14 protein-coding genes are annotated in these 19,581 nt (G+C 73.1%); 8 read left to right on the top strand and 6 right to left on the bottom strand.

All coding sequences use genetic code 11. The features are described from left to right. Positions 1-163 precede the first annotated feature (163 nt). Both ABEA87_RS30120 and ABEA87_RS30115 read right to left on the bottom strand, forming a co-directional pair. A complete protein-coding gene (locus ABEA87_RS30120; RefSeq protein WP_345635330.1) occupies positions 164-2,938 on the bottom strand; it encodes an ATP-binding protein in 2,775 nt (924 codons plus the stop codon). After that, complete coding sequence (locus ABEA87_RS30115) at positions 2,905-3,126, bottom strand: hypothetical protein (RefSeq protein ID WP_345635328.1); 222 nt, start codon at positions 3,124-3,126, stop codon at positions 2,905-2,907. Before ABEA87_RS30115 ends, ABEA87_RS30120 begins: the two co-directional genes overlap by 34 nt. 214 nt (positions 3,127-3,340) lie before the next feature. Between ABEA87_RS30115 and ABEA87_RS30110 the strand changes: the two genes are divergently transcribed. Genes ABEA87_RS30110 through ABEA87_RS30100 form a run of 3 tightly spaced genes read left to right on the top strand, consistent with a single transcriptional unit; the run spans position 3,341 to position 5,779 of the window. Beyond that, positions 3,341-4,735 carry an MFS transporter gene (locus ABEA87_RS30110; protein ID WP_345635326.1) on the top strand — a complete coding sequence of 465 codons (1,395 nt, stop codon included), beginning with the start codon at positions 3,341-3,343 and terminating at the stop codon, positions 4,733-4,735. 58 nt (positions 4,736-4,793) lie between these two features. Next, on the top strand, positions 4,794-5,408 hold the full coding sequence (locus ABEA87_RS30105; RefSeq protein WP_345635324.1) for a TetR/AcrR family transcriptional regulator: 615 nt from the start codon (positions 4,794-4,796) through the stop codon (positions 5,406-5,408). Next, complete coding sequence (locus tag ABEA87_RS30100) at positions 5,405-5,779, top strand: VOC family protein (RefSeq protein ID WP_345635322.1); 375 nt, start codon at positions 5,405-5,407, stop codon at positions 5,777-5,779. The genes ABEA87_RS30105 and ABEA87_RS30100 overlap by 4 nt, the downstream gene beginning before the upstream one ends. Before the next feature lie 6 nt (positions 5,780-5,785). On the opposite strand, the gene ABEA87_RS30095 is transcribed toward ABEA87_RS30100, so the two are convergent. Together ABEA87_RS30095 and ABEA87_RS30090 are read right to left on the bottom strand one after the other, a co-directional pair. Then, on the bottom strand, positions 5,786-6,745 hold the full coding sequence (locus ABEA87_RS30095; RefSeq protein ID WP_345635320.1) for a sensor histidine kinase: 960 nt from the start codon (positions 6,743-6,745) through the stop codon (positions 5,786-5,788). Positions 6,746-6,844: 99 nt separating this feature from the next. Then, positions 6,845-8,539, bottom strand: coding sequence for an ANTAR domain-containing protein (locus tag ABEA87_RS30090; protein WP_345635319.1), 1,695 nt, complete (start codon positions 8,537-8,539; stop codon positions 6,845-6,847). 505 nt (positions 8,540-9,044) lie between these two features. Between ABEA87_RS30090 and ABEA87_RS30085 the strand changes: the two genes are divergently transcribed. Next, complete coding sequence (locus ABEA87_RS30085) at positions 9,045-12,305, top strand: penicillin acylase family protein (RefSeq protein WP_345635317.1); 3,261 nt, start codon at positions 9,045-9,047, stop codon at positions 12,303-12,305. 60 nt (positions 12,306-12,365) lie between these two features. Here the strand turns inward: ABEA87_RS30085 and ABEA87_RS30080 are convergent, their stop codons facing one another. Then, entirely contained in the window at positions 12,366-13,487 is a 1,122-nt protein-coding gene (locus tag ABEA87_RS30080) for an SPFH domain-containing protein (protein ID WP_345635315.1), read from the bottom strand. Positions 13,488-13,889: 402 nt separating this feature from the next. On the opposite strand from ABEA87_RS30080, the gene ABEA87_RS30075 reads away from it, so the two are divergent. After that, positions 13,890-14,462 carry a TIGR03086 family metal-binding protein gene (locus tag ABEA87_RS30075; RefSeq protein ID WP_345635314.1) on the top strand — a complete coding sequence of 191 codons (573 nt, stop codon included), beginning with the start codon at positions 13,890-13,892 and terminating at the stop codon, positions 14,460-14,462. 659 nt (positions 14,463-15,121) lie between these two features. Here ABEA87_RS30075 and ABEA87_RS30070 read toward each other — a convergent pair. Continuing rightward, positions 15,122-15,949, bottom strand: coding sequence for a TrmH family RNA methyltransferase (locus ABEA87_RS30070; protein WP_345635313.1), 828 nt, complete (start codon positions 15,947-15,949; stop codon positions 15,122-15,124). Positions 15,950-16,178: 229 nt separating this feature from the next. Between ABEA87_RS30070 and ABEA87_RS30065 the strand changes: the two genes are divergently transcribed. From ABEA87_RS30065 to ABEA87_RS30055, 3 genes are read left to right on the top strand one after another with little or no spacing between them, the layout of a single operon-like run. Next, complete coding sequence (locus tag ABEA87_RS30065; RefSeq protein ID WP_345635311.1) at positions 16,179-17,030, top strand: DUF4397 domain-containing protein; 852 nt, start codon at positions 16,179-16,181, stop codon at positions 17,028-17,030. A gap of 5 nt (positions 17,031-17,035) precedes the next feature. Next, complete coding sequence (locus ABEA87_RS30060; RefSeq protein WP_345635310.1) at positions 17,036-17,806, top strand: class F sortase; 771 nt, start codon at positions 17,036-17,038, stop codon at positions 17,804-17,806. A gap of 20 nt (positions 17,807-17,826) precedes the next feature. Beyond that, complete coding sequence (locus tag ABEA87_RS30055) at positions 17,827-19,518, top strand: serine/threonine-protein kinase (protein WP_345635308.1); 1,692 nt, start codon at positions 17,827-17,829, stop codon at positions 19,516-19,518. Positions 19,519-19,581 lie beyond the last annotated feature (63 nt).

Here is a 19,581-nt window from a genome sequence, read left to right as displayed (position 1 = left end):
GACGAGGGCAGCCGCCAGCCACCGCGATCGGTGGGGCGTGGGCGGCGGCCGGATCGGCTCGCCGGACTGCGGGGAGGCCTCATCCCTCTCGAAGGTGTCGCGCGCCGCGCGATGCGGGACGCGGACACAGCGTGCCCGACGCGTGCGGGCCGCGCAAGCCGTTTTACGGGCGGTCGGGGCGCCGGACCGCGTCGGGCACCTCGGTGCGCGAGGACACGCCCAGCTTGCGCAGGATGTTGGAGACGTGCACGGCCGCCGTCTTCGGTGAGATGTACAGCCGCCGGGCCAACTCCGCGTTGGTCAGCCCGTCGGCGATCAGCAGCGCCACCTCGCGCTCCCGGGGAGTCAGCGCGGCGGTGCCGGTGACCGCCCGCCGGCCGTCCTCCGGCTCCAGGCCGAGCCGGTCACGCAGCGCGTCGAGCTGGTCGGTCCGCCAACCCCGCCAGTGCGCCAGCAGGGTCGCGGCGGCCGCCACGTGCCCCTCCACCGGCGCCGTCCGGCGCAGCGCCAGCAGGCAGCGGGCGGCCCCCAGCTCGGCGGTGCCCCGCACCGACGCCGGTAGCACCGTCGAGCCGGCCACCCGCCGGTACCCGTCCAGCGCCGGCCCGTGCTCCGCCCGGGCTTCGGCCAGCTGCGCGTCCACGATCGCCCGGTAATCGTCCCAGATGTCCGGCCCGAGCAGGTCCTCGGCCAGCCGTTCGATGTCGGGCAGCGGCAGCCCCACGTGCAGCACCGCGGAGATCAGGTCGTGCGCCTGGCTGCCGCTGCGCCACGGCTGTTCGGCCAGCGCGGCGCGCAGCTCGCCGACCAGCCGCTCGGCGGCCGCCGCGTCGCCGCGCCGGGCGGCCAGGTGCAGCAGGATGCCGGGCAACGCCCGGGCGAAGGCGCGCTCGCCGTGCGCCACCGCGGCCCGCAGGTCGGCCACTATCTCGTCGACCCGGTCCAGGTCGCCGGCCTCCAGGCACAGCCCGGCGAGGAACACGGCGTGGAAGTCGGAGCGCTGGCCCCGGCGCTGGTACGCACGGTCGCGGGCACGCCCCTCGTCCAGCGCGGCGATGGCCTCGTCCAGCCGGCCGTCGCGCACCTCCAGCCGGGCCCGGCCCTGGAGGTACGCGGCGACCGCCAGCGACTCGGAGCCGGCCCGCTCGGCGTCCACCCGCATCCGCTCCAGCTGGTCGGAGTACTCGGCGGGTTCGACCGGCGGCACCCCCTGCACCAGGTTGTTCAGCGCCCGGGCGGCCAGCATCCACTCGCCCAGCTTCTCCGCCTCGTCGACCAGCCCGACCAGCAGCTGCCGGCCCTGCTCGGCCGTGCTCGGCCAGTCGACCAGCACCGAGCCCCGCTCCACCTGCGCGGCCACCCGCGCGTGCGGCAGGTCCAGCCGCTCGGCCAGCTCCAGCGCGCGCTGCGACCAGGCCAGGCTCTCCTCCGGCTCATCGCGCAGCATCGCCGACTGCGCCACCGCGGTCATCGCCAACGCCCGCTCCGGCCCGAGGGGCAGCTCGTCGACCAGCCGCCGCATCTCGTCGGTGCGCGAGCGCATCTCGTCGAGCTCGTCGGTCTCCCAGCCCAGCCGGATGAGCAGGTACAGCGCGTCGGCCCGCTCGGCCGGCGTGGGCGCCCGGTCGCGCCAGCGCCGGGCGTACCCGAGGGCGTCGTCGGTCAGCCCGGCCAGCCACGCCGCCCGGGCCGCGGCGCCCAGCAGTTCGGCGTCGTCGCCGACCTCCTCCAGCCCCAGCTCCGCCAGCTGCAGCGCCTGGTACGCCGAGCCGATGCTCAGGTACAGGGCGGCGCCTCGGCGGGCCGCGGCCACCAGGTCGTCGTAGCGGCCGGCCCGGTGGGCGTGGTACGCGACCATCGCCGGGTCCGCTCTCACCGCATCGGGAGCGGCCAGCAGCGCGTCGAGGGCGGCCTCGTGCAGCCGGCGACGCTGCCGGCCGAGCATGGGTTCGGCCAGCGCCTCCCGGACCAGGGCGTGCCGGAAGCTGAATTCGTCCTCGCCGGACTCCGTCAGCACACCCCGGGCGACCAGCTCGCGCAGCACCCCGATGAGCTCCTCCTCGCCCGTTCCGGTCACCCCGGCTAGCAGGTCGAACGGCACCCGGTACCCGAGGATCGCGGCCGCCTCGACCACCCGGCGGCAGCGCGGGTCGAGGTCCTCGACCTGACCGCGCAGCACCTCGGCCAGGCTCCACGGCAGCGGGCGCTCGCACAGCGTGTCGAGGTCCTCGTCGGCGTGCCCGCGCACCAGCTCCTCAAGGAAGAACGGGTTGCCGCCGGTGCGCTGGTGCAGCGCGGCCACCACCCGGAACGGTGCCGGCCGCCCGGTGGCCGCGGCCAGCAGCGCGGCGGTCTGCGCCTCACTGAGCCGCCCCAGCCGGACGTTGGTCACCGGGTGGCGGCGCTCCAGCCGGCCCAGTAGCGCGGCGATCGGCTGCCGGTTGGTCACCTCGTCCGGCCGGTAGGTGCCGATCAGCAGCCGCCGGCCGGGCTGGTCGGCCAGCCGCTCGAAGAGCGCCGCGCTCTCCGAGTCGGCCCAGTGCAGGTCCTCGAAGACGATCACCGACGGTGCCTCGCCGACCAGGGCGGCCAGGATCGACAGGCCGGTGTGCAGCCGCTCCACCGGACTGCGGGTCGGATCGGCCAGCTCCCGCAGCGCCGCCTCCTCGACCCGGCCGGGCTCGGCCGCGTCGACGGCGTCCAGCAGCACCTCGTAGGGCCGGGCGAGCGAGCCGGGCTCGGCGTGCCCGACCAGCGTCACGGTGCGCGGCGGGAGAGCCGCCAGCAACTCCTGGATCAGGCGGGTCTTGCCGATGCCCGGCTCGCCCGCCACGATCACGACCTGCGGGCGGGGCGATGCCGCGAGCCGCGTCAGCTGACGCAGCTCGTGGTCGCGCCCGATCATCATCGGGCTGACGCCGCCGCGGGTGGTTCGCACGCGGCAAGGTTACCGGCCGGTCGGCCGCGCACCACGGGCGTGCGGCCCACGCTCACGGCGCCGCCGGCACCGCGGGCCCGGCCGCGGCGGCGGGCGACGGCCAGCAGGCGGTACCGGTCGGCCTGCTCGATCAGGTCGCGGTGGTGCTGCTCGTGCACCGAGGACAGCAGGTCCGGGTGGATGAACATGTCGGTCTCCTCTGTCGCGCCGGCCGTCCGGCCGGCGGTGGTCGCCGGTCGTTCCCGGCGTGATTCCATCCTCGGGCGGTAAGGGCCGCTGGCCATCGGCAGCGGCTACCTATCCGCGGGCCGGCGGAGTGCCTAGTCGGCCCGTTGTCGGACTAGGTATACCTATGAAGTCCAGAGATGGACATACATGGAAATCTGCGATAGATCTAAATTCATGTCGACTGTCGCCGCACCCCGCACGGACCGGCTCGACGCCGATCAACGCAACGCCTTCCTGGCCGCCCTGCTGGGCTGGTCGATGGACGCCTTCGACTACTTCATCGTCGTGCTCGTCTACGCCGACATCGCCAAGGACTTCCACGTTCCGCTGACCCGGGTGGCCTTCCTGACCACGGCCACGCTGCTGATGCGCCCGGTCGGCGCGCTGCTGTTCGGGCTGTGGGCGGACCGGGTCGGCCGGCGCAGGCCGCTGATGGTCGACGTCACGTTCTACTCCGTCGTCGGGTTCCTGTGCGCGTTCGCGCCCAACTTCACCGTGCTGCTGATCCTGCGACTGCTCTACGGCATCGGCATGGGCGGCGAGTGGGGACTGGGCGCGGCGCTGGCCATGGAGAAGATTCCGGCGAGCCGGCGCGGGCTGTTCTCCGGCATCCTGCAGGAGGGCTACTCGATCGGGTACCTGGTCGCCTCGCTGGCGTTCCTGCTGGTGCACTCGGTCGGCGGGCTGTCCTGGCGCTGGCTGTTCGCGCTGTCCATCATTCCCGCGCTGATCAGCCTGTACGTGCGCAGCCGGGTACGGGAGTCACAGGTCTGGGAGGCGGCCCGGCAACGGCAGGTCCGCACCCGCACCGGGATCCGGCAGGTGCTGCTCAATCCGGTGATCCTGCGCCGCTTCGTGTTCCTGGTGCTGCTGATGACCGCGTTCAACTGGATGAGCCACGGCACCCAGGACGTGTACCCCACGTTCCTCAAGGAGGGCGTACACCTGTCCCCCACCACGGCCACCTGGATCGCGGTCATCTACAACGTCGGGGCGATCATCGGCGGTACCCTCGTCGGCGCCCTGTCGCAGCGGTTCGGCCGGCGCCGGATGATCGTCATCTGCGCGGTGCTGGGGCTGCCGATCGTGCCCATCTTCGCCTACTCCACCAGCGCCGGGATGCTGTGCCTCGGCTCGTTCCTGATGCAGATCATGGTGCAGGGCGCCTGGGGCGTGATCCCGGCGCACCTGACCGAGCTGAGCCCCGACGAGATCCGCGGCTTCTACCCCGGCATCACGTACCAGCTGGGCAACTGCCTGGCCGCGTTCAACCTGCCGATCCAGCAGGCGCTGGCGGCCCGGCACGGGTACCCGTTCGCGCTGGCCGTGACGGTGATCCCGGTGCTGGTCGCGGTGGCGGCGTTCACCGCGCTGGGCAGCGAGGCCAGGGGCGTGCGGTTCGGCACCGACCGCACCAGCGGCCTGGAGCTGGCCGGTGCCGGCCCGGCGGCTTCGGCGGTACCGACGCAGCGGCCCGCGACCGGCGACAAAGACGCGGGGGACGTCGGGGACGCCAAGGATGTCGGGGATGCCAAGGACAGCGAGGACGTCGGGGGGCCGGCCGGCTGAGAACCGGCCGCCCCGCCTCCCGTTGACGGAGTGAGCGCTCACTCCGTACGCTACCCGCATGACCCGGACCAGCGAACGGCGGCGCGCGCCCGGCATGAGTCAGGAGCAGCGCCGCGCGATGATCGTGGCGGCGGCCCTGCCGCTCGTGGCCGAGCACGGTACCGCCGTCACCACGAGTCAGATCGCCCGCGCGGCCGGCATCGGCGAGGCCACCATCTTCCGGGCCTTCGCCGACAAGGACGAGGTGCTCGACGAGTGCATGGCCGAGGCCGCCCGGCCCGATCACGTGCTGCGGGAGCTGGCTTCCATCCCCCTCGACCAGCCCCTCGCCGCACGGCTGACCGACGCGATCGAGGCGCTGCGGGGCCATCTCGCCCGGATGGGCGCCGTGGCCGGCGCGCTGCACTCCTCCGGCCACCGGCGGCCGGGTGCCCGGCCGGCGCCCAACGCGCGGGAGGAGTCGATGAACGCCGTCCGGGACTCCGTCGCGGAGCTGCTGGAGCCCGACCGGGCGGCGCTGCGCTTCGCCCCGGAGCTGGTGGCCTCGGCGTTCCTCGGGCTGCTGTTCACCCACCTGCGGAGGCCGGACGACGAGCCGGGCTCGCCGGCCCCGGCGGACCTCGTCGACATCCTGCTCTTCGGTGCCCGCACCCAGGACCGGAGCGCGACATGACCGTGACCCTCAACCACACCATCGTCCCGGCCGTCGACAACGTCGAGGCGGCCGACTTCTTCGCCGCCGTCATGGGGTTGACCCGCCTGCCGCTGGCCGGCCGGCAGGGGCACTTCGCGCCGGTCCGGATCAATGACGCGCTGACGCTGGACTTCATGACGGTGCCCGACCCGGTGGGCCACCATCTCGCCTTCGACGTCGATCCGGCCACCTTCGACGCGATCCTGGCCAGGATCACCGAGCGCGGCGTGCCGTTCGGCAGCCGGCCCGACCAGCCGGACAACGGCCGCATCGACCATCCGCTGTGCCCGCGTGGCCTGTTCTTCGTCGACGCGGCCCGCAATCTCTACGAGGTGATGTCGCCGGCCTGACCCGGGTCAGAAGCGCATCCACAGCCGGATCGCGGTCCCCTCGGGCCGGGTGTAAATGCGCACCAGGTCGCTGACGTAGTTGACCAGCACCAGGCCGCGGCCGCGCACGCTGCCCGGCCCGGGCGGAACCCGGCCGGCCAACGGCACCACCGCGCGACCCCGGTCGCGCACCTCGCAGGTCACCGCGTCCGGCTCCGTCCAGATCCACAGCGTGCCGCTGCCCGCGCCGTGCATGACCGCATTGGTCACCAGCTCGTTCACGGCCAACTGCAGGTCCACGACCCGCCGCTCGGTCAGCCCGGCCCGCCGCGCGTACCCGGCCACCGCGTCGCGCAGCGCGCCCAGCCCGGTCCCGTCGAAGTCGAGCACCTCGGCGCCGGCGGGGACCTCCGGCAGCGGCTGGTTGTACGCGCCGAGCACGTCGTCGGGCCGGTAGTCGCCGCTGGTCCGGCGCCCGTCCTGGGCCGAGACCACCGGGTGCGTGCGCCAGGTGTCGGCCAGCACCCGGGCGTCCAGCCGCGAGGCGTCGTACGAGCAGAGGATGGCCGCCGCGTGCCCGGCGAGCGCGTCGTTGATCAGCGCCTCGTGCTGGGCGCAGGCCGGGTACTCCTCGGCGCTGCGGCCCACGAACACCGGCTCCCCGACGATCCGGACCCGGCGGCCGGTCCGCTCCTGGATGAACGCGTGCAGCACCCACGGAATGATCCGCCCAGGGTTGCGGCCGGCCTCGGTCATGTCGAGGAAGCGGACCAGCTCCGCCGCGTCGCCCAGGGCGGCGCCGAGCAGTTCCAGATTGGGGCCGGGCATGACCAGCAGCACGGGTTCGTCGGCGGCCAGCCCGTCGCGCACGAACGGGACGATCGTGGCGAGCAGGTCGGCGGCATCACGGTAGAGCAGAGCCTCGTGGGCCAGGCCGGCGCGACCGCCGACCTGATGATGCTCTTCGCGCTCTGTGTCCGCTTTCATCGCCCGATGTCCACTCGCCGTCCGCCCTGCCGCGGACCGGTCACGGTGACGATACGCCGAGCCGCCGCGGCCGGTGGCGCGACCGGCCGTCACCCAGTGTCAGGACCCGCTCGTCCGGCCACCCTTGTGCACCCGGCGCATGGCCGCGACCTGCTGGTCCCGGCGCGCGGAGTCGGCCCGCAGCCGCAGCTCGGTCACGTCCTGTGCGACCGCGTGGACCAGGGTCAGCTCGCCGGCCGCGTCGTAGGTGGGGCGGATGAGCACCCGCAGCGCCCGGGCCCCACCACGCAACGCGATCCGGAACTGGATCTCCGCCGGGCTCCGCTCGGCGATCAGGGCGCGCAGCTCGCGCTCCAGGTCCGGGAGGTCCTCCGGCAGCACCTGCGCCGGGATCTCGTCCAGCGACAGCGGACCGCGCGACGGGCTCCGGTCGAAGATCCGGTACATGCCGGCCGACCAGCGCAGCTGCCCGCTGCCAATCTCCCACTCGGCGTAGCCGAGCTTGCCCAGATCCTCGACCACGGCCGCCCGGGCCAGCTCCGCCTCGGCGTCGTGCACCTGCCAGCTGGCCAGCAGCCCGTCGCCCAGCCGGGCGGCGGCGTGGCTGATCAGCACCTGCCGGGGCTTGCCCCGGACCAGGATCGTCTCGGTCTGGGCGGACCGCCGCCAGGGCGTACCGGTGAGCAGGACCTGCCGGTACGCGTCGAAGACCCCGGCCACGGCGAGGGTGGGGCGCACGTCCAGCAGCCGGGCACCGACCAGCTCCGCCGGCTCCTGGTCGTACGGCTGCCCGGCCTGTGAGGAGGCGAAGTCGATGGAAAAGTCGATCACCGCGCCGTCCTCGTCGCGCACCGGCGACAGCAGGAGCGTCGGGGCGGCCACGGTGTCCAGCGCGGACTGCAGCCAGTGACCGGGCGCGGCCAGCACGTCGACGGCCAGCCGGTCGAACTGCCAGATCCGCGTGGCGACCGCGGCGGCCAGGGCCTCCAGGTACGCCCGATCCTCCGGGGAGAACTCGCGCGGCAGCGCCCAGATCGGCTCCAGGACGCCGAAGGTGCGCCCGGCGTGGCGCAGCGGCAGCGCCGCCCGGGCCGCCCCGTCGCCGACCAGCAGGTAGCCGTGTTCGTCGCGGGCGGTGAACCACAGCGGAGACCCGCTGGCGATCGCCTCGCCGAGCACCGTGGGCACCGCGGACGGGATCCGCTGCCAGTCGCTGGCCACCTGGGCGGGCAGCCCGGCGCAGCTGGCCATGCGCAGGGCACCGTCCGGCTCGGCAATGTAGATCAGCACGGCGTCGGCCTCGAGCGACTCGACGCCCTCGGCGAGCAGCCGCTCGGCGATCTCCGCGACGGTCTGCGCGGAGGCCACCGCGCTGGTCACAATCTGCAGCCGGACCCGGGCCTCGGCGGGCAGGGCCGGCGCGTCCGCGGGCGCGGCGGGCGCCAGCGCGTCCGGCTCGCCGGAGGCGTTGACGTACACGGTCGACGCGAAGCCCTCGCCCGCGGGTTCGGGCTCGGGGTCCGGCTCGTCGAGGCCGGCCGGCACGGCCGTACCCATGATCCGCGCCGCCACCTCGACCAGCCGGCGGTTCTCGTGCTGGGACAGCCGGGACAGGTGCTCGAACGCGGCGTCCGGCGTGCAGTCCAGTGTGCCCGCGAGCAGCCCCTTGGCCTGCTCGATCAGGGCCCGGCCGCGCATCGCCCGGCGCAGCCCGGCCAGCTCGGTCTCCAGCCGCTGCACCCGCGCGGCCCAGCTCAGCGCGGCGTCCGACTCGGCCCGCTCGGCGGGCGTCACCGTCCCGCCCTGCCCAACCGTCCCGCCCTGCCCGACCGTGCCGGCCGGTGGCCGCGTGGCGCCGACCGGCTTAGCCGTGCCGGCCGCCCTCGCTGCACGGGATTGTCCTCGCCTGGCGCCGGGCACCGCGTGGCCGGCGGAGGCAGCGGTGCCAGCGGAGCCAGCAGTGCCGACGGAGCCAGCAGTGCCGACGGTGCCAGCGGAGCCCGCAGCGCCACCGCCGTCGGGGGCGCCGCTGTCCGCTGGCTCGAGTTCGAGATCGGCTGACCTGTCCACCGCACGACCATCGCACTTCCGGCTTCGCCGGCGCCAGTCGCCCGGCCGCGACGTGCCGTTACCGAGTCCCGCAGGCGACCTATATGCCCCTTTTGCCGTGAGATGCGCGATGTGAATCGAGCCTCGCCATTCGACTCCGTCGATCCCTCAGAACCTACTATCCGGTATGCGAACCCGATTCACGTCCCGGCCGGTCGCCTTCCGGCCCCTGTTGAAGGGAACCGCAGCCATGCAGCGTCGTCACTCGCCCCAGCGGCGCACGCCGCGCCACCGGAACAGACTGGTACGGGCCGCCCTCGCCGGGGTCCTCGCCGGCGCCGGGGCGCTGGCCGCCCCGCTCCTGTCCCCCGCGCCCGCCTCGGCCAGCGTGCTGGCCGGCAATGACTACTGCCTCGACCAGTGCGACGACATCCTGCCGCCGGGCGAGAACGGCAACGCCACGCTCGCCGACATCCTCGCGCACCAGGCCCTCGGCACCCGGCCGGCGCACTCCGCGGACCAACTCGACGCGTACGCCAACCTGTTGAACAGCTACACCGGCCTGACCGACGAGCAGATCGGCCAGTTCTACAACGACAGTTCGTTCGGGGTGCCGGCCGGGCAGGTCGAGTCGACCGAATCTCCCCGCTCCGACGTGACCATCGTGCGGGACAAGGCCACCGGCGTACCGCACGTCACCGGCACCACCCGCTCCGGCACCATGTACGGCGCCGGATACGCCGGCGCCGAGGACCGGCTGTTCGTCATGGATCTGCTGCGCCACGTCGGCCGGGGCACGCTGACCTCGTTCGCCGGGGGCTCGCCGGCCAACCGGGCGCTGGAGCAGAGCGTGTGGCGCAACTCGCCGTACACCGAGGCCGACCTGCAGGCCCAGGTGGACACCCTGCGCGCCGACGGCAGCCGGGGCGCCCAGCTCTACACGGACATGGTCGACTACCTGGCCGGGATCAACGGGTACATCGGACACTGCATGGCGGCTCGGCCGGTGAACTGCCCGGGCGAGTACGTGCTCACCGGGCATTTGGACGCGATCACCAACGCGGGCGGCCCGCAGCCGTTCACGCCCACCGACCTGATCGCGATCTCCGGGGTGGTCGGCGGCCTGTTCGGCGGGGGCGGCGGCGCCGAGATGACCTCCGCGCTGGTCCGGGTGGAGGCCCGGGCCAAGTACGGGCCGACAATGGGCGACCAGGTGTGGCAGGCGTTCCGGGAGCAGAACGACCCGGAGACGGTACTGACACTCCACAATGGACAGAGCTTCCCGTACGGACAGTCGCCGTCCTCGGCGACCGGCGTGGTACTGCCCGACCGGGGCAGCGCCGCCCCGATACCGGTAGTCACCAACCCGACCGGCTCGGCGACGGCGGCGGCGGGCTCGGCGGCGGCATCCGACTCGGCGGCGGGCTCGGCGGCCGGGGCGCTGCCCGGACTGAACATCGGCGAGACCCACCAGGGCATGTCCAACGCCGTGGTCATCTCCGCCGCCGACTCCGCCACGGGCCACCCGGTCGCCGTGTTCGGCCCGCAGACCGGGTACTTCTCCCCGCAGTTGCTGATGCTGGAGGAACTGCAGGGGCCGGGGATCAGCGCCCGCGGCGCGGCCTTCGCCGGGCTCAACCTGTACGTGCAGCTGGGCCGCGGCCAGGATTACGCGTGGAGCGCCACCTCCGCCGAGCAGGACATGACCGACACCTACGCGGTGCCGCTGTGCGACCCGTCCGGCGCCGCGCCGACGCTCGCCGCCAACTACTACCTCTACCACGGGCAGTGCCTGCCGATGGATCGGCTGGCCCAGGCCGACTCGTGGACGCCCACCCTGGCCGACGAGACCCCGGCCGGCTCGTACACGCTGGTCACCTACCGGACCCGGTACGGCCTGGTGTCCTGGCGCGGCACGGTGAACGGGGTACCCACGGCGTTCACCAGCCTGCGCTCGACCTACCGGCACGAGGCCGACTCGGCGATCGGGTTCCAGATGTTCGACGACCCGTCGGCGATGAGCGACGCCGCCGGGTTCGACGCGGCCGCGGCCAACGTCGGCTACGCGTTCAACTGGTTCTACGTCAACTCCACCCAGAACGCGTACTTCGACTCCGGGCTCAACCCGGTCCGGCCGGCGGGCGCCGACCCGAACCTGCCGATGACGGCGGACGCGGCGCACGAGTGGTCCGGCTGGAACCCGGACACCAACACCGCCGACTACCTGCCCGCCTCGGCCCATCCCCAGGCGCTCAACCAGGACTACTTCGTCAGCTGGAACAACAAGCAGGCCAAGGACTACAGCGCGGCCGACGGCAACTTCAGCTTCGGCCCGGTGCAGCGCGCCCAGCTGCTCGACGAGGGCGTGCGGGCGGCGCTGGCGGGCGGCCACAAGCTGAGCCGGTCGGACGCGGTGAAGGTGATGGAGGACGCCGCCAACCTCGACCTGCGCGCCAAGGAGGATCTCGGCCCGCTGCTGGCGGTGCTCACCAGCCAGCCGACCAGCGATCCGGCGGTCGCCGCCCTGCAGCAGTGGTACGCGGCCGGGTCGCACCGCCTCGAAACGGCACCGGGCAGCCACACCTACCAGTACGCCGCGGCGATCCGCACCTTCGACGCGTGGTGGCCGCTGTTGGTGGCCGGCGAGTTCGAGTCCTCGCTGGGCGATCCGCTCTACACCGCCCTGGCCGACGCGATGCAGGTCAACGAATCGCCCTCGGGCGGACAGCAGGGCAGCGTCTCCGGCGTACCGGGCTCGGCCAACGAATCCCAGCCGCACAAGGGTTCCTCGTTCCAGTACGGCTGGTGGGGCTATGTCAGCAAGGACATCCGCTCGGTACTCGGCCAGCCGGTAGCCGGCCCACTCGCCCAGACCTACTGCGGTGGCGGCAACCTGGCCTCCTGCCGGAGCATGCTGCTGTCCACTGTGGACCAAGCCGCGGCCGAGCCGGCCAGCCAGGTGTACCCGGGCGACGACACCTGCTCCGCGGGCGACCAGTGGTGCGCGGACACCATCGTCCAGTCCCCGCTGGGCGGCATCACCGACTCCCCGATCTCCTGGCAGAACCGCCCCACGTACCAGCAGGTGGTGTCGTTCCCCGCACACCGCGGTGACGCCATCGCCAACCTGGCGGCGGGCCGGCCGGCCAGCGCGTCGAGCACCCAGCTGCTGACCGGGTACACGCCGGGCAAAGCGACCGACGGGGACCCGACCAGCCGGTGGTCCAGCAACTGGAGCGACAACCAGTGGATCAGGGTGGACCTGGGCTCGACGCAGTCGATCGGGCGGGTGATCCTGCGCTGGGAGGACGCCTACGCCACGGCGTACCGCATCGACGTGTCCAGCGACGGAAACACCTGGCGTACGGTCTCGTCCACGACCACCGGCAACGGCGGCCTGGACAACGACACGTTCCCGGCGACGTCGGCACGGTACGTGCGGATGACCGGAGTGAAGCGGGCAACCTCGTACGGGTACTCGCTCTACGAGTTCGAGGCGTACTCCCGCTGAAAACGCGACCGCCGGCCAGCGCCCAACCAGGGCGCCGGCCGGCGGTTTTTCGCGCTACTTCTACTTCTCGGTGACCTCGGCGCGGGCGTCGGTTTCGGCGACGTCCGCGGCGATGCCCTTCTTGACCGACTCGAGGATCGCCAGACCCTGCCCCACCAGTCCGGCGGCGATCTCGCTGAGGCCGTCGGCGCCGTTGAGGATGTTGACGTTCGCGCCGGCCAGGCCGCGCGCCGCCTCCTTGACGATCTGCGGCAGCTGGTCGATGACCATGCGGTCGAGCGCGACCCGGTCGTTCGAGGCGGCCGCCTCGGCCTGAATCTTCATCTTCTCGGCGTCGGCCTGGGCCAGCACGCGCACGCGTTCGGCCTCCGCCTCGGCCGGCTTGATGACCTCGGCGACCAGCTGCTGCTGGCGCAGGGATGCCTCGCGCTGGGCGAGATCGGTCTGCGCGTCGATGACCTCGCGCTGTGCCTGCGCCTCGGCCAGCGGCCCGGCCTGGGCGGCGACCGCCTGGGCCCGGTCGATCTCGGCCTTGTACTGCGCCTGCACGATCGAGGTCTGCCGGGCGTACTCGGCCTGCTTGCGCTTGGACTCCTGCTCCGCCTCGGCGGCCACCTGGTTGGCCTGCGCCTGGGCGATCTGCGCCTGCCGCTGGATAGCCGCGTTGTGCGGGGCGGCCATCGCGGCGACGTAGCCGAGCTTCATGTCGTCGATCGACTGGATCTGCAGCGAGTCGACGGTCAGCCCAATCTTGGCCATTTCCTCCTTGGAGCCGTCCAGCACCTCGGTGGCCAACTTCTGCCGTTCGGTGACGATCTCCTCGACCGTCATCGATCCCACAATCGAACGCAGGTGCCCGGCGAAGATCCGACCGGTCAGGATCGACATCTGGTCCTGGTCGGACAGGAAACGCTGGCCGGCGTTGACGATGCTCTCATCGTCGTTGCCGACCTTGAACGCGATGACCGCCCGTACGTTCAACGCGATGCCCTGCTTCGTCACACAGATCTCCTCGACCTCGGCCTCACACATGGCCAGGGTCAGGAAACGCACCTTCCGGAAGACCGGCATGACGAACTTGCCGTGCCCGGTAACCACCCGGAAGGGCGTGTTGGGGTTTCTCGACTTACCCCCAGAGATGAGCATTGCCTGATCGGGTGCTGGCACCCGGTAACCGAACACGTCGTTTCTCCTATTCGAGAACGTCGGACTGGGGGGTAGCGGTGTCGGACCACTGAACAACGCCCAGGGCTCGCGCGCCGCGCGACTCCACGACGAGAACCGAGGCTCCCTTGGGGATGGGCGACGGCGACCACGCGAGGTAACATTCGGAACCACCGCGAATCTTGATGATCACCTCGCCGGGACCGGCCGGCCCACGGGTACCGACCGACAGAACCCCAATCAAGCCAACAGGTGAGGCATCGCCACTCATCGGCCGTGACCTCCCTCATCGCACCGTCAGACGATCAACATACTGCGCCGACGCAACACCTTCGCGGGCGGCGGCGGGGCGCGGGCGGGACGGTCGCGTGAGCCACCAGATCCCCGGACGGCCACAGCGTTCTCGCGTACCGTGACCACATGGACCTGGCCGCGCTCTACCAACGCAGCATCGACGGCTTTGAGGCCAGGGTCGCGCAGGTCCGTCCCGACCAGTGGACGGCGCCCACGCCGTGCCCCGGCTGGGACGTACGGGCCCTGGTAAACCATGTGATCGGCGCGGAGCGCCGGGCCGTGCCGCTGCTCGACGGTGCCACCGCGCGGGAGATCGACGACCGGTTCGCGGGCGACCTGCTCGGCGACGACCCGCGCGCCCGCTGCGCCGAGGCGGCCCGCGAGGCGCGCGCCGCGGTCTCGGTACCGGGGGCGATGCGCCGCATGGTGCATCTGTCGACCGGGGACATTCCCGCCGAGGAGTACCTGCACCAACTGCTCAGCGAGCACGTGGTGCACTCCTGGGACCTGGCGGTGGCGACAGGGTCCGAGCTGCATCTGGACCCGGACGCGGTGCACGCGGTCACGCGGTGGCTCGCCGAGCGGGAGGACGTGTTGCGCGTCAGCGGCGTGATCAGCGCGCCGGTGGCGGTGCCCGACTGCGCCAGCGAGCAGGACCAGTTGATCGGCGCGTTCGGGCGCGACCCGCACCGCGGCTGACCACCTCGGCTAACCACCGCGGCTAAGCACCGCACCCACTCGCCGCGCCCGCTGGACGCGCCGACCGGCCGAAGAACGGGCCTCCACCGGAGAATCCCGGGCCCTCGCTCGAGGAATTCGAGCCCTCGCCGAAGAAAAGAGCGAAGTTGAGCCCGCGGTCCCGACGCGGCTTCCGTCCCTGGGCCGCGGCGGGACCGCGGGGGTCTATGGCCGGCCCGTCAGATGGCAGCCGGAGCGGTCACCAAGAATCCTATCCGCCCGGCGAAGGTGCGCGCGGCCCCATGCGGTGACCGGACGGTCCGGCCCACACACACGATCGGCGTGCGGCACATCGTGCGGGCGGACGACCGGAGCTCCGATCGTCACAATTCGGCCAACGCAACTCGATGGGGCACTAGCCGAAGGCCCCGTCGAGCGGCTATGCTTCCCATCGCTGGGCCGACGTCTTCCCCCGTGGACGCCGGCCCGCCTTAATTTTCGGGCCGACCAGAATCACCGCCGGCCCGCCTTAATTTTCGGGCCGACCAGAATCACCGCCGGCCCGCCTTAATTTTCGGGCCGACCAGAATCGACGCCGGCCCGCCTTAATTTTCGGGCCGCCTCGATTCCCGGGCCGGCCCCGAACCTCGGAGCCAGCTCAATGACCCGGCCCCCGCCCGCTACCCGGCGGATCGCTGGCGGGCCGCCTCGTACAGCGCGACAGAACCGGCCGCGGCCGCGTTCAGCGAGCTGGCCGCGCCCGACATCGGGATGCGCATCAGGGCGTCGCACGCCTCGCGCCACGCGCCGCTGAGCCCAACCGTCTCGTTCCCGATCACCAGGGCCGTCGGCCCGGTCAGGTCCAGCTCGGCGATCGGCGTCTGGCCCCGCTCGTCGGCCCCGACCAACCGCAGCGGGACGCCGTCGCCGCGCACCGCCTCGGCCCAATCCAGCACCGGCCGGTGGCTGGGCAGGCGCACCACCGGCAGCGCGAACAGTGAACCGGTACTGGCCCGCACCGATTTCGGGTCGTACGGGTCGGCGGCATGCCCGGTGATGACCACGGCCGACGCGCCGAACGCGTCGGCGGAACGGATCAGGCTACCGATGTTGCCGGGGCTCCCCGGTCGGTCGAAGACCACCACCAGCAGGTCGGGGCCGACCGGGATCCGGGCCGGGTCGTCCGGTGGCATGCCGACGACCGCTATCAGCTCGGGCGCGCCCTCGGCCTTGTCGCCCAGCTCGGCCAGCAGCTCGGCGCGGACCGCGATCCGGTCCGCGTCCACCCGGTCGAGGAGTTCGGCGGCCCACGAGGACTGGGTGACCCGGTCGTCGTCGTACAGCAACGTCCGCACCGGCCAGCCGTGGCTGATCGCGAGACTGATCGGCCGCACCCCGTGGACCAGGAACTCGCCGGCGCGCTGCCGCTTGGCGCGGTTGGACAGCAGCGCCTGCCACTGCTGGAAGCGGGCGTTGCGGGCACCCACCCGCAGCACGGACCCGACCATGTCCGACATGATGGCACGCCGGTCGGTGGGCGCCCGCGGCGCGTCCCGTGGGACCTCGGTATTGATCTATCTGCATCGATACCTAGGCGCCGGACCAGCACCTGAATGTTAGGAAGACTGCTTGACAGAGTCGGACATTGGACCATCTTCTGTCGCGATCATGGCTAAAGTCGGCGACGGCGCGGCCGGCCGGTGCCGCCCAGCAGCCCGAACGTGAGGGAGGTAATCCGTGTCAGCATCCGCGTGGCGTCGACGGATCGGTGTCCTTGCCATCATCCCGCTGCTCGCGCTCGGCGTGAGCGGCATCGCCGCGCCGCCGAGCGGTGCCGCGGGCACCGTCGGCTATGTCCGGCTCGCACACCTGTCCCCCGACACCCCGGACGTTGACGTGTACCTCAGCTCCGTGGCGGGCGGCTCGCCGCAGGTGTTCCCGGGCGTCGGGTACGGCACCGTGTCCACGTACCTGACCGTGCCCACCGGCACCTACGCGGTCGCCATGCGCACCGCCGGAGCGCCGGCCAGCGATCCCCCCGTGCTGACCACCACCGTCACGGTGGCCGACGGCGGGGCGTACACGGTGGCCGGGGTCGGCACGCACGCGGCGCTGGGCCTCAAGGTGATCGACGACGACCTGAGCCTGCCGCCGGCCGGCAAGGCGAAGGTGCGCATCATCCAGGCGTCCCTGCGCGCGCCCGCGCTCGACGTCTGGCTCGCCGGCGGGAGCCACATCGCCGACGGCGTCGCGTTCGCCACCACCACCCAGTACCTCGACGTGACCGCCGGCACGTGGACGGTCAAGGCGCAGGGCACATCGGGCGGCCCGACCAGCACGATGCGCGCCAGCCTGGGCGCCGGCAACGTGTACTCGCTGATCGTGCTCGACGCGAAGGCGGGCGGGTTGACCTCGCAACTGCGGTCGGACGCGCTGCGCAGCGGCCGGGTGCCCAGCGGCGGCGTGGCCACCGGCGCGGGGGGCAGCCAGCACCGGAATCCGCTGCCCGCGATCGGCCTCGTCGCCGCGGCGATCGCGTTGGTCAGCGGCGCCACCATCGCGGTCCGCCGCCGCGCCGCTCGGCGTTGACCCGCATGGCCCGGCGGGACCGCCCGCTGTCCACGGGCCTCGCCGGCGCCCTCGGGGTGCTCCTGCTGGTGGCCCTGCCACCCGGATCGCAGGCCCCCGACACCCGGGGCGGGGCCGTGCCGCCCGCCCCCGCCGCGCGAACCGGGTTGGCGGCCGGGGTGGCGGCCGCCGCCCCGGCCGTGACCACGAACCCGCTCGCCGGCTCGACCGCGCCGCCGGGCACGCCGCCGGCCGCCACCGCGTCGCCGGGCACCGGCCTACCCGGCGCGGACGGGCTACCCGGGGCGGGCGGGTTACCCGGCGCGGGCGGGCTACCCGGGGCGGGCGGGCCGCCCGGCGACGCCCCTCCCGTGCGCGTCCGCATCCCCGACATCGGGGTGGACGCGCCGCTGGAGACGCTGCACCTGCTGCCGGACGGTTCGCTGGCGGCGCCGCGGTCCTGGGGCGACGCGGGCTGGTACGCGGACGGGACCCGGCCCGGCGAGATCGGCCCGGCGGTGATCGCCGGGCACATCGACTCCACCCAGGGGCCGGCGGTGTTCTTCCGGCTGAACCGGCTGCGGCCCGGCGCGTTGATAGAGGTCGAACGGGCGGGACAGTGGCTGTCCTTCCGGGCGGTGTCGATCGCCGAATATTCGAAAAAGGCCTTCCCAAGCGCCACGGTCTACGGCCCGACCCCCGATCCTCAGTTACGGTTGATTACCTGCGGCGGCAGGTTCGATCGCGGGCGCGGGTCCTACCTGGACAACACCGTGGTGTTCGCCGTCGCGGCGTGACTGGCATGGGTGGGGAAGCGATGGCATCTGCGCAGACCCTGGTGGCCGGCCGTTACCGCCTGCAGCAGCAGCTGGGTGGCGGCGGCATGGGCCTGGTCTGGCTGGCACGCGACGAGGTACTCGCCCGCGACGTGGCCATCAAGGAGGTGGTACCGCCCGCGGGACTGTCCGAGACCGACCGCGCCGAACTGCGCTTCCGCACCCTGCGCGAGGCCCGCACCGCGGCCCGGCTCAACCACCCCAACGTCGTGAAGATCTACGATGTGGTGCACACCGAGGAGTGGCCGTGGATCGTCATGGAGTACGTCCCGTCCCGCTCCCTGCACGAGGTGATCGCCGTCGACGGCCCGGTGAGCCCGGCGCGCGCGGCGCGGATCGGGCTGTCCGTGCTGGCCGCGCTGAGCGCGGCGCACGAGGCCGGGGTGCTGCACCGTGACGTGAAGCCGGGCAACGTGCTGATCGCCGACGACGGGCGGACCGTGCTCACCGACTTCGGCCTGGCCATCTTCGACTCGGACGGCGCGGTGACGATGCCCGGCCTGGTCCTCGGCTCGGCGCAGTACGTCGCGCCGGAGCGGGCCCGGGACGGCACCTCGACCCCCGAGTCCGACCTCTGGTCGCTGGGCGCCACCGTGTACGCCGCGGTCGAGGGGCGCTCGCCGTACGCCCGCTCCAGCACCATGGCGACGCTCACCGCGCTGGCCACCGCGCTGCCCGACCCGCCCCGGCGGGCCGGGGCGCTCAAGCCGGTGCTCAGCGGGCTGCTGCGCCGCCACCCGAAGGACCGGATGACGCCGGACCAGGTGCGGCGCGCCCTGCAGCGCGTGATCGACCAGGCCGGCACCGGGCGGCGGCGCATTCCGGGCCAGCGCCGGGTGCGGGAGGCCGCGCCCGTGGAGTCCGGGGCGGTGTGGCGGGGGGAGGCGGCGACCTCGCCGGGGACGGCCGAGGACCCGGACGGCGCCCCGGCCCGCCCACCCTGGTGGGCCTGGCGGCCGGCGCACCGCCGCCGTACGTGGCTCGCCGCGTCCCTGCTGGTGGCGGTGCTGCTCGCCGGCGTCGGCACGATGCTGATGCACTCGCCTCATCAGGTGCACTCGAGCCGTCAGGTGCATTCGGCCCGGCAGGGCGTGACGCCGAGCGCCGCCCCCCCTTCGCCGGCCACGGCGCGACCCTCCCCCGTCCCGGTACTGGGTACCGACGCGTGCGCGGCGGCGGGCCACCCGGTACCGGTCGCCTCGATGCCGCCCCGGCCCGGGTGGGACGCGCTGCTGCCCGGGTTCGTCTGGTACCTGGACCCCTCCGGATTCCGGATCTCCGTACCGGCCGGGTGGCTCATGACGTCGGGTCCGCACGGGGTGTGCTTCCGGGAGCCGGGCAATTTGCGGGTGCTGGCCATCGAGCCGTTCACGCCCGACGGCGACCCGATCTCGCACTGGCGCCGGGCGGAGACCAACCTGCTGGCCGCCGGCGCGCCCACTGGCTACACCGACCTGGGGATCACCAAGGTGCCGTACTACTTTGACGGCGCCGCCCAGTGGGAGTACACGTTCTCGGACTCCAGCCAGACGACCCAGCACGGCCTGGACCGCTGCGTCATCGCGTCCCCCCAGCACGCCTACGCGGTGGCCTGGCGCACCCGGCAGTTCGACTGGCAGACCAGCGAGGACCAGTACCGGGCCATCATGGCCAGCTTCCGCCCGCTCGGCTGAGCCCCGCTCGGCTGAGCCTTGCTCGGCTGAGCCCCGGCGGCTGAGCCCCGGCGGCTGAGCCCC

Origin of the sequence: Rugosimonospora acidiphila, assembly GCF_039543385.1 — a bacterium.
Classification (GTDB): Bacteria; Actinomycetota; Actinomycetes; order Mycobacteriales; family Micromonosporaceae; genus Rugosimonospora; species Rugosimonospora acidiphila.
This window is presented reverse-complemented; position numbering and strand designations above follow the sequence as displayed.